Origin of the sequence: Nocardia barduliensis (assembly GCF_013315795.1) — a bacterium.
In the GTDB taxonomy this organism is placed as follows: domain Bacteria; phylum Actinomycetota; class Actinomycetes; order Mycobacteriales; family Mycobacteriaceae; genus Nocardia; species Nocardia barduliensis.
On sequence record NZ_JABLTE010000012.1, the window covers coordinates 100,360 to 110,311 of the forward strand.

Genomic DNA, 9,952 nt, shown 5'->3' on the forward strand with positions numbered 1-9,952 from the left:
TGGATTGCGCTGCGTGTCCGCGAAAGACTAGCGATCATCGCGGCTCACCTCGCAGCGGTGTCGGCGCATTGTCGGGCGCTTCAAGCAGGGACAGCGGCCATCTCGTCAGCCCATCGAGGTGCGTTGTAGCGTGGCGCAGTCGTTGCTCGATTGAGCGGGCATGGCTGAGCCGTTTAATGCTGGAAGTCAGCACCATAGGATCGGGACCGGTCACGATAGAGGGGTCGGCCCAGTTATCCGGGTGATCGTGAAGAAGGTCGCGTTGCTCGGCGACTGTCGCGCCATGGAGGTGGAGTCCACGCTGCGCCCACATGCTCGTGGCGGGGTGTGGTCGGTCCAACGGCACGGCGGGATCGTGTAGCGCGTATTCGACATCCGCCCAGCGGTATCTTCCTGCCTGCCAGCATGTTTCGTCTTTCGAGCACGCGGTGGCCGTGTGGTGAAGCGCTGCTGTGGCGAGTGCAGAAAGATGGTCGGCGAGCGGCTCTGGTGGAAAGTAGAGCGCCAGTCCGGTGTATCGCTGGTCGATTGCGAGACGGATGCGACGGTTGACGGCTTCGGCCAGGATCGCTGGCTTGGTTCCGACAGCCCATGCCGAGAGCCAGTCGAGGCGCGGGCGTGGACTAGGACGGCCGACGAGGTGCGCGATCACCATCAGCTCGATCCATACCGTCAACCTCGGGTCATCGGCGAGCGCGTGGGCATGATGCAGCTCTCGCAGGGTCAGTGGTGTCAAGGTTGGGGCGGGGAAAAGCGCTGGTGTTGGGGCTGGTCGGTCTGCTTCGCGTGACTCACCGAGGGGAATATCAATACGGATGGGGCGGTCCATGCCGTCGCTGAACACGACTGCGCGGCCGGCTGGTAACGAGACAAGGTGTCGGGATTGTGGCGGGCCGATGTTCATGGTCGCGCCGACGAGGTCACGGTCCTCGGCAGCGGGTAGACGATGCACGATCTTCAGCGCGGTGTTCTTGACGACATCGGTCGAGATCTTGGTGGGGATCTGCTCAGCGACGAGAATTCCTTCGCCGTAAGCTCGGATCTCAGCCAGCAGCGCGGTGAACAACTCCACAGCATGCGCTGCGGGCGTGCCTGGTTCGGCGCGCCGCAGGAGGCGATGGGCTTCCTCTACTACCATCACGTGACGCAACGTGGGTGGGGTGTTGGTGCGGCGCACGCGCAGGTGCTCGAAGACACGGATGAGGACTGCGCCGATGAAGAAGGCCTTGTCAGTGTCGCTGCCGATGTCCTCGATCTCCAGCACCGCGTTGCGCGACAATAGATCCGCGACATCGAGGTGGTAGCCACCTTCGAAGAATTGACCAGGGGTACCCAGGCGCAAGGCACTGAGCCGAACGTCGATGAATCCGCGGACGTTGTCGGTGATTTCGCGGCCGTAACCAATGCCGTCGACGACGGCCAGAGCGGTGGTCTGTAGGTCAGAAAGCGTGGGGTACTTTGGGGTGATCGTCTCGTGGCGCGGTGCGCCGATGACTGTGTCCCAGCCGAGCTTGGTGTAGCAGGTGCTCAGGGCGTGCGCGAGCACCTGAGGGAAGGGTTCGACTGCATCGAATGCCGCCAGAAACAGTGCACGTACGAGGTCGATATGGGTTTGCAGCGCGAAGCCCGGCTCGGGTTCCAACGGATTGAGCCCCACCGGCACCGCATCCGGATCGCCAGGCCGAATCCGGATCACGGGGGAGTCGATGCGCCCGGCCATTCCCGCGTATTCGGCTTTGGCGGGTTCGATCACCAGCCACGGCACTCCGGCGGAATGTAATCCTTCGAGTAAGTGTCGGACGGTTTGTGACTTGCCGGAGCCGGTCGCTCCGGCGACGAAGCCGTGCCGGTTGAGGGTGTCCAGGCCGACACCGAACCGCCCGACTTCGGTATCGGCGTCATCGAGGATCGCCCCGAGATCTATCTGCCCGTCGCGTTCAGGGGTCAGGTCGAAGGCGACCGGCTCGCACACACGGATGCCGGGCAGTTCACGCCGCGGAGGCCGCGCAAGCGCGGCGAGCAGCTCACCACTGGCGTTGAACGGGGAAGCAAACCCCGTACCGTTGGTCGTGGTCGATTCCCACGTATGCCTCAGAGGCGCCGCTTCCGATTGCGGGCTGAGTACATAGGGCAGCGCATCCAAATCCGAAGCACTGCAGAGTAACCCAGCTGCGCGAGCGGTGCTGGTTTCATCCGGGCCGCCGACGAGCACATGTACCGCCCACATGCCCGCTGACCGCGCGCGGGACAGTTCCCGGTACCGCGCTTCACCGCGCTGCAGTGCGATGCGGTCCGGTTCGGAGTTCTCGCGTGCCCGCAAACGCGGAAGCCGCACTTCCAGGTCGGCCAGCTCGGCCTCGACATCGGTGTCTGGTAGCGGTCGCGCGACGACCAGCCATACAAATGCGCCCGGAAGATGGGCAACATAGTCCTCAAAACATCCGCGGAGCGGTGTCTTCCCAGCTGGACCATCCGCCGACCACAGAGAATCAGCGCGTCCACCGCAGCGCACCCAGCATGGCAGCTGCGCCCACTGATCAACGACATCGTCGACACAGTGGGCGGTAGTACCCGGCGGATACAGCACCCGCAACTCTCCAGCTTCGGACGCTACCGGCGGAAACCGAGGATTGCCTCCCACCAAGACACGAATGGCCCGCTCCGCCGGCCTACGGTCCCACGCGACTGCTAGCCCCGCCGCCGGACCTTCGCGAAGCAACTCGGGATGCGCCGCCGTCAGAGCCGCGAATAGCGCTGCCTGCCCTTCGCGGGCGCTCTCATGTTCGCTCGCAACCGCAGAAGGGACAGTCACGAGTTGATGAAAACGAAAGCCCCGCAACTCGTTCATGCTCGGCTCCGGTGCGGCTGCCGAGGCTTCGTGGCGACGCGGTCGAGCAAGGCGATGCCGGGGTTGCAGTCGCCAGCGACCACTCGTCTGCCCTGCTCACCCGTTTCGACGAGCACGAAGGCAGTCGTCGGTAGAGCCTGGAAGGTGGTCGGTTCCACCGCGTATTCGTAGGCTCGGGCGTAGGTACGGCTGCGGGAGACAGAGTCTGACTCCGACCAATTCTTGGTACGCGACCAGGTACTCGCCCGCGACAGTGAATCCGACACGCTACCCGATCCGCCCGAGAAGCTATCGGACGTCGTGGAGGTCACTGAATCGCCGACGGTGTCAGAGCCGCCGTCGGTGAAACTCCGGCCGATCTGCTCAGTCAACTGCGATAGCACGAAACGATGCCCCCGGCCGACGAAATCTGCCGCCGCGCTTGCCTCAGCAGCATTCCCCAGGCGCATCACGATTGCCGCACTGTCACCGCCACCGAGCAGCTGAGTGAACTCGCCGCGTAGGTGCTCAAGCATCAGGATTAGCCGCACGCCGGCTCGGCTGGCATGTCGGGCGAGCAGCTCTACGGCGGTCAGTCCCAGATGATCGACACCAGCGACTGCCAGCACGGTGCGGGAAGCGGCGTTGTCGCCGGCCCGGACAGCATGCAGCACTCGGTGAAACACGACCCGATCCAGCAGGTCTTTGCTACGCGCACTCGCGCCCGAGGTCGCAATCACCGATAGTCCAGAGCGTGGCCACACCAGCGGGCTACCACCCAACTCCGCGTCGCGATCGGACAGCAGCCCCAGGACGCCAGCCAAGAACCGGAGCTCCTCACGCACCGATTCCGAGGACCCGACAACATCCAGCAGCCGGTTGAGCCGGAGGATTTCGGTGGCGGACAACCACGTTTCGTGCTCGGCGTCATAGATGCTGCGCAGTACTCGCAGCCCTGCGGCGAGCCGACCGAATGTCACCGGCGCCGTCAGCACCCCGGCCACCAGTGTGACCAGTTCGGCGTCCAAGGCCACCACCTGCGCAGCCCTTCCCTCACCAACCCGCAGTCCGGTCAACGCTTCGGCCATCACCTCGCCGACATGCTGCGGCGACAGACCTTCGAGTAGGCCTACACCGGCGTCCGGGAAATCAACGACCGATACGGCGTGGTCGCTGACGCGCGCCAAAGCGGCAAGATCCGCAGCTACCTGCTGCTCGGTGAAGTCCAGCACCAGTAACCGGGCATCCTCAGCCAGCAAGGACATGCCCAAGGTGCCCAACAGGCTCGCCCAGCCGTCGGCAGTGCCTCCAAACACATCGACGCGCCGCACTTGCCTGCTCAAGCCCACCGGGTGCCACAACGCAGACGCCGACACCCGCAGCTGCTCACGCCGCTCATGTTCACTTACCTGCGCTGACCACTCGGCGTGGGCACGTTGATATTTCGCGAGCTCGCCCTCGCGCCAGTCCAAATAGATGCGCCGCGCCGCTCCCGCCCGCAGCACCGCCTGCGCCCACCACCCGGCCGACACCACAACCCCCGCTGGCAGAACCATTGGCCACAATGCCAACTCCCACGCAGCCGCCAATCCAGCCGCCCACACCGACACGACACACCCCGCGCCGAAAACCTTTGGCGCGGAGATGGCTCTACGCTGCTCCCGCTGAACATGCGCGGGCAGCGGTGGGTCAACCCACCGCGGCACCCGCGCCAGCAGCGGGCTCGGCTGTGGCGGGGAGGGGACTGTGAATTCCCACCCCCAACGCTCCCGTGGCACGGACAGACGTACCGCCAGAGCAGGATGATCGATTACCGGCAAGCGATCCACGACAACCCCCAACCTCAGGCGTGGCGTAAACCGAATCGTCATCGAAGAATAACCGTGATCCGACTGGTTTATCGTGAAATTCGCGTGAATTAGTGGCGCGTGGTCAGATAATCGGTGCACCCGCGTTTCAAACTAATATTGCATAACATTCAAGTATCTCGAACATCGTGTCGATGGGCTGCTGCAGAATCAAGATCACCTCGGAAACTGCGCTGATCAGCGCTTTTGGGACGTCAGTATCTCGTCTTGACGCGGGGAGAGTCCTATGTCGATCCCTCCCGAGGCGTTTTGTGCACCTGTGCTTGCATCGGCAAGTACGGAAGGAATGCTCGAACTGCAGGCCTGCAAGACGAAAATTAGACATGTTTGGGCGGCCGCAATCCGGTGTATGGCGAGGGCGCAGGAGCCGATCGGGCTACAGGCCCGGCCCTCAAGTCACAGAAAGACCGAACGGAATCGACAACAGCTCACGTTCACGACGTACAAGGATCTGCTCGCTCAGCGGTTCGACGGCCGTCTCCGCCGCCTGGTTGGGAGGGGACCGTACTGCATGTGGCTTCGAGGTCCTATCTGCCGAGGGTGTTCCCGCGCGGGGCGTCGCTCGCCGGGTCTCCCCTAGATCAAGCACAGCGCAATCCGGGTCCGTTCCACCGACTAAACGCCCTGCCACCCCAACCAGTGCTGTCACAATCGCGATGTGGGATGCCCTCGCTCGCAGCGTCTTTCAAGCTCGCCGTGTCCTTCTGGGCCGTGTGATGGGTTTCTTTGTGTTCGGGTAGGTGAGGTGGGCGGTGATGAATGCGTAGTCGGCGTGGTGGTCGACCCAGAATCGTTCGGGTTCGAAGGGGTCCTGTTGTGCGAGGAAGAATAACCAGCTGCGGGCTTCGGATCCGGTGGACTCGCGGGCTTCGCGCCTGGCTGCGGTGATCTCGCGGCGCAGCGCCGCACGTAGTTTCGTTCCCCATGCCGACCAGTCGATGACCACGCGGTACGGGCGGGCTACTCGCGCCCGGTTGTCCGGGTCTCGGTCTCCGGCGTACAGCGATATCACTGCGGTGTTGGTGGTGAATTCAGGCGGACTGCTCCAAGCTACCTCGGCGTAGAAGATCCGCTGGTGGGGGTAGGCGGTGATGGCGTAGAGATCGAGTCGTTTGAATGCGTACTGATAGTGCTGAGCGTCCACGTCGGGGAGGTTGATGCGCAGGACGGTGCGGCTGTTCGGGTAGCGGATGAACGTGCGGCAGAATGGGCGAATGGTGGAGGCGGTGGCTTCCCGTAGGCCGCGTTTGCCTTCGCTGGTGGTGGTCGAGCTTGTTCTGCTGTGGCTGGATTGCCGTTCGGGATCTTCAGTCGCGTGGGGGTCGACTTGTTCGCGCCGTTCGGCGCGGACCAGCTGGTAGGGAACGCTCACCCCGCCGCCCAGCCGTTCGGTACGCGCGGGTTCGAGCGGACCGGAACTCCTTACCAGAACCGGGTCCCCGGCGATCTGACAGTCAGGTAAATGCGGCTGCTGTCTTCCTGCCCGGAAGTATGGTGTGACGTGCTCGGACGTCAGTGCCGCCGGAGTGACTGGGCAGCCGCAGCCGACGCATTCATAGGGGCCGCTCGTTGCCTCGGTGCGGTAGCTCAGTTCGATCGCGTCCACGATGACCCGCCGACCGATATCCCACGCCTGATCCATCCCGACCCCCCTTCACCGCACCGGCCACGTTGGCGACCCCGCTTCCATAGTGCCTCGGCATGGTCACCCAGGTTGGCCGAGCATCGTGTTCAAGCGCACATCTCAATCGCCATGAATGATCCTGGTGCCGTCCCGGCTGCATGCGGGCAAGTTGACGCATTGCTCGAGCTGGCGCGTCGCCGCTAGCTGAGCAGACGCCGCCACCAGGGACGGGCGTCCACCAGGCCCAGCACGAGCAGTGGATGGCGGGCATTCTCGGGCTCCCAGGTGACCGGCGCGGCGACACGATCAGCGAACACCAGCCACCACTTCGCCCACACCTCTGCCGGGGCGAACTCCGGCTTGTGCCAAATCAACTGACCGCCACGGTCCAGCAGACGAGTGGCGCGACGCTCGGCGCGTCCACCAGGAGGGAAACGGCTCGGGTCGAGGCGGCACCGAGAACCGAGTTCCCCAGGCGGAAGCACGAACAGGTCGGCCGCTTGATGCATGAATGTCGTGGCAGTAAAGGGCTGCAGGCCGTCGCCCGTTCGACAGGGTAGGCAGAATTCGTCGCGGCTGCCAGCGAGTAGGTAGAACTCGGCGGGCTGCGCCGAGCGCCACCATGCTGGCGGCTTCGGGCTGGCGTAGACGCTCGGCGCCAGCACCTCGGCTAGTTGCTGGCGTGCGAGTACCGAATCGGGGTGGCCGCCTCCGCGCAGTTGGAACCGCTCGATCGCGTGCGCGGCAAAGCTGACATGGTCGAGCAATTCGCGGCTGCCGAGCCGGAACGGGTCGACTTCATGGTCGCGCGGCAGGCCGATGCAGTGCGTCGCGATCCACTGCGGTGTACCGGTGCGGTCAGCGCCGGAGGCCAGCGGCAAGAGGAGTAGCCCTTCGGCGAGCAGGAACCAGCCGGAGGGACTGCGTCGTCGGCCGAACACCGACGGCACTTTCTCGACGATCTCACCCTTGGTGGAGATCACCTGCACGACCCACGCGCGCGCAGCTTCGCGACCCCCGAGTCCGAATAGTTCAGCCGCAGCATCAGCGCAGGCATTGGTCACCACGATGTCGAAGGCGTACGGATCGAATGCCATCACCAAACCCCCCAAGCACCAGAACGTTTTGGCTGACAAGCCGACATCAGAATATCTCTGGCCCAGTCGAGGCGGATGACGATGATCTGTCCGTGACAATCCGAAACCTCTTGTCCTTCCCGCATCCGACATGCGGGAAGGACTGAGACGAGCACCGGACGGTGCCGTCCGGGCTCGTTGTGTCGCGGCTGCGGTTACCGGTCGGCGCGCTCCGCGACTTGGCGTAGGTATTCGCGGATCAGTTCGGCCAGCCGTTGGTCCAGTTCGTCCAGTGCACGCGCGGGCCGCCGCGTGCCCGGTGTTGCTGCCGCGCTGTATTCGGTGCCCAGTACCGCTAGCGCCCGCTGACGCGGATGACAGGGCGATGGGCAGTGGTGGTGGACGCTGAGGGTGTGGATCGCGTCGTCGGGACTGAGGTCGCCGGGATCGACGGCGCAATCGGTGGCGGCGGTGTTGCTGTTCTGGATCGCGGGCAGTGTGGTGCGGTGGGCGATCCTGGCCGCGCCCCGGCCGCCGCGCCCCGGGCGGTTCTCGGGTGTCATTGGGTCGCTCCCCATGTTCCGAGTGCGGCCCAGCAGCAGCGCCAGCTCGTCTCGCCCGTGCTGGGGCTGGTGGCGTGGGCGGGTGTCCAGTCCTGGGCGACCGTCAGGCCGGGGCCGAGCAATTCCAGCCCTGTCAGCATGGTCGTGACGTCGCGGGTTGTGCGGGGCCGCAGTGTCAGGTTGTGGGCGGTGTAGACGGCGGCTGCGCGCCGTGCGACGTCGGTGGCGGTGTCGGTGCAGATGTGAGTCACTGCCACGTATCCGCTGGCGAGTGCGGCGACAAGTTCCGCGATCACTTCTCCGGGTGCGTCGAGTTGTTCGAGGACCAGCGATCCGAACACCAGCGCGATCGGTTCGCGGGGGTCGAGCCAGCCTGTCTGGCCGTGTGGGTGGCCGATGGCGGCCAGGATCGCGGCCGGGTCACCCGGGTCGGCCCGTGTGAACCGGGATTCGGCCATGAGCAAGGCGCGCCCGTGTGCTGCCACTAACGCGCTGTCATCGAGGTAGAGGACGTGGGCGGTCGGGTTGATCTCGCGGGCGACGGTGTGCACGTTGCGTTTGCGCGGGAACCCGCATCCGATGACAGCGAACTGCGACACCCCCGCCCGCGCCAGCTGTGCTACCGCTTGCAGTAAGAACATGTGCCCGGCGTGGACGCTGGCGCGGAATCCCGGCGCGCGACGGTCCAACAGGGCGGCCATGTCGCGGTCGCAGGCGAAGTTGTCCTTGCCGGATATCTGGTCAGGGTCGTAAGGACGGTCGAGGTCGACGGGCAGCAGCGCATCGAGGACGCGAGCGTGTGTCGGCCCCGACAGCTCGGCGTTGACCGCGCGCTCACGCGCCCGGATCGTGTCCAGGTCACGAGCCAGCTGGGTGGTCTGACCGCAGGTGGGGCACATCACCAGTACGTCACCACCGACTGCATCCAGTCCCGGAACCCTTCATAGTCGACCGCGGTCGATACCTGCATCGGGCGCCCGTACGGGTTGCGGTACAGCCGCGCGTCGTGGCCGATGCGGATGCGTTCGCTGGTGAACTCGATGAACGGACAGCCGAGGGCGGCCGACAGGGTGAGGGGGTCGTGCATCCAGGAGCCGTCCTTGACCGCGAACCAGCGGTGGAAATGCGTGGACAGCCATCGCGCCCACTCCGGGGCGGAATCGGCGTCGAGGGCGTCGAGCAGCGTCCAGTCCTCGGTCACCCGGATCGCGGGATGGTTGGTGTGCTCGGAGAGCACCAGTCTGGGGCGGGGCAGTATCCGCAGGGCGAGGCCGGCTGAACTCATGTCGGTGTGGAAGTTGTGGGAAGCGCGTTCGAGGTCGCGGTAGTGGTCGAGCCATCCGCCCATCTGGGTGACGACCACTTGCTCGGCGTACTCCGGTGCGGCGGTGAGCACAGCGGCCAGCTCGGCCATCGGCCCGCACCCCACCCACCGCACCGGGCCGTCAGCCGAGGCGATCATGTCGGTGAGGACATCGATCATCGCGTGGTGAGGGTGCTCGCGTTCCTCGGGTGTGGGGCGTATGTAGGCGGGGATCTGTTGGCCGGGATCGGGCAGGAACCGGCGCTTGCCGCCCAGGTCGATACCTTCGATGACCGGTACCTCGCCGCGGTCGAGCCAGTCGAGCACGCGGCGGGCGAACTGTGCGCGCAGGCCGCCGACCTCATCCGCGGTCACTACCACCAGCTGGCTCGGTGGCACCAGCCGCGCCGCGAGCACCAATGCCACGAAATCGTCCGGGTCATAGGCGATGTCGGTCGACAGGATCACCAGGCCACCGGTCTCGGGTTCGGGTTGGGCGGTCCACAGGTCGGTCGACGGGACATGGTCGGGCATGTTCGGTTCTCCTTCATCGGGGTGAAACGGGTTGTCCTGTGAGGGTTGTGGTGGCACGTAGGGCCGGATGGTGACGGTGCGGCGGGGGTCACCGGGCATCGGGAACCGGATCATGGCCGCCACCGGCCTTTCGGCAAGGCGGCGATCAGGTCGACGC

7 protein-coding genes are annotated in these 9,952 nt (G+C 65.3%); all 7 read right to left on the reverse strand.

Features of this window, described 5'->3' with window-relative positions:
• Window positions 1–34 precede the first annotated feature (34 nt).
• Window positions 35–2,848, reverse strand: coding sequence for an ATP-binding protein (locus HOV91_RS08230; protein WP_174184832.1), 2,814 nt, complete (start codon window positions 2,846–2,848; stop codon window positions 35–37).
• Window positions 2,845–4,332: a hypothetical protein gene (locus HOV91_RS08235; RefSeq protein ID WP_174184833.1), complete on the reverse strand. Its 1,488-nt coding sequence runs from the start codon at window positions 4,330–4,332 to the stop codon at window positions 2,845–2,847. The genes HOV91_RS08230 and HOV91_RS08235 overlap by 4 nt, the downstream gene beginning before the upstream one ends.
• A gap of 1,048 nt (window positions 4,333–5,380) precedes the next feature.
• Window positions 5,381–6,337, reverse strand: a complete 957-nt coding sequence (locus tag HOV91_RS08240; protein WP_174184834.1) for a hypothetical protein — start codon at window positions 6,335–6,337, stop codon at window positions 5,381–5,383.
• Between the two features lie 182 nt (window positions 6,338–6,519).
• Window positions 6,520–7,548, reverse strand: a complete 1,029-nt coding sequence (locus tag HOV91_RS08245; RefSeq protein WP_174184835.1) for a hypothetical protein — start codon at window positions 7,546–7,548, stop codon at window positions 6,520–6,522.
• 62 nt (window positions 7,549–7,610) lie between these two features.
• The gene (locus tag HOV91_RS08250) at window positions 7,611–7,958 is read right to left on the reverse strand and encodes a hypothetical protein (protein ID WP_174184836.1); all 348 of its coding nucleotides are present in this window, start codon (window positions 7,956–7,958) and stop codon (window positions 7,611–7,613) included.
• Window positions 7,955–8,857 (reverse strand): SAM-dependent methyltransferase, encoded by a 903-nt coding sequence (locus HOV91_RS08255; protein WP_246349926.1) that lies wholly within the window; start codon window positions 8,855–8,857, stop codon window positions 7,955–7,957. The genes HOV91_RS08250 and HOV91_RS08255 overlap by 4 nt, the downstream gene beginning before the upstream one ends.
• The coding region (locus HOV91_RS08260; RefSeq protein WP_217439881.1) for a nucleoside hydrolase at window positions 8,857–9,952 on the reverse strand (1,096 nt) is incomplete at its 5' end. The genes HOV91_RS08255 and HOV91_RS08260, both read right to left, overlap by 1 nt.

Bases quoted from the DNA above. Each gene is read 5' to 3' on its own strand.
- HOV91_RS08230 (WP_174184832.1), bottom strand. From the start codon at position 2,848: ATGAACGAGTTGCGGGGCTTTCGTTTTCATCAACTCGTGACTGTCCCT.
- HOV91_RS08240 (WP_174184834.1), bottom strand. From the start codon at position 6,337: ATGGATCAGGCGTGGGATATCGGTCGGCGGGTCATCGTGGACGCGATC.
- HOV91_RS08245 (WP_174184835.1), bottom strand. From the start codon at position 7,548: ATGTCGGATGCGGGAAGGACAAGAGGTTTCGGATTGTCACGGACAGAT.
- HOV91_RS08250 (WP_174184836.1), bottom strand. From the start codon at position 7,958: ATGACACCCGAGAACCGCCCGGGGCGCGGCGGCCGGGGCGCGGCCAGG.
- HOV91_RS08255 (WP_246349926.1), bottom strand. From the start codon at position 8,857: ATGTGCCCCACCTGCGGTCAGACCACCCAGCTGGCTCGTGACCTGGAC.